We start from the raw sequence: 504 nt of genomic DNA, 5'->3' as shown, positions 1-504 counted from the left end.
CGGATCGGGATAAGGTACGCCGTTAAATGAAATCGCGGCTTTTGTGGTCGTTGCCGGGCAATTCGTCATTTTTATGGTGAAAGGAATGGTGGCGGTATTGCCACCGGCCACAGCGATATCCGCCCGGGCATATTGCCCAAGAGAGATCGTGTCAGGTACCGTCACGGTACACGGATCGGCATAAATTAATCCCGTAACGTTAATGTCTACGGCATCTGCGGTATTGTATGCCGCGCTGATCGAGGGCGACCATGATGCCAGACCCGTGAACGTTAACAGGGCGGCTAATGCAGCAAATCTGTTCATATTCATCTTTTATCCCACCAGAATCACTGGCATTGCTCGTGTAAGATTTCTACGCCAGAAGCGGAGGGGGAGCTCGGTATACGATAAGAGACCTGACACCGGTCTGCTGCTGTTGGCCCCCACTTCACTAATAACCGCCCTTGTTTTTCCAGTCCGGTTAACCAGGCTTGCCCCGCATCACCAACAAAACTGCTGTGA

1 protein-coding gene and 1 pseudogene are annotated in these 504 nt (G+C 52.2%); both read right to left on the bottom strand.

Going from position 1 to position 504, the window contains the following annotated elements; genetic code table 11:
* Positions 1-312: pseudogene (locus K0335_RS22375) on the bottom strand (fimbrial protein SthD); the annotation flags it as partial.
* A 17-nt stretch (positions 313-329) separates the two neighbouring features.
* A partial coding sequence (locus tag K0335_RS22370; protein WP_219394181.1) for a FimD/PapC C-terminal domain-containing protein occupies positions 330-504 on the bottom strand: 175 nt, incomplete at its 5' end.

Origin of the sequence: Escherichia sp. GZ89 (assembly GCF_019366485.1) — a bacterium.
GTDB classification, from domain to species: domain Bacteria; phylum Pseudomonadota; class Gammaproteobacteria; order Enterobacterales; family Enterobacteriaceae; genus Escherichia; species Escherichia fergusonii.
Note: the sequence above shows the minus strand (reverse complement) of the source record. Positions and strands in the feature narration are given on the sequence as shown.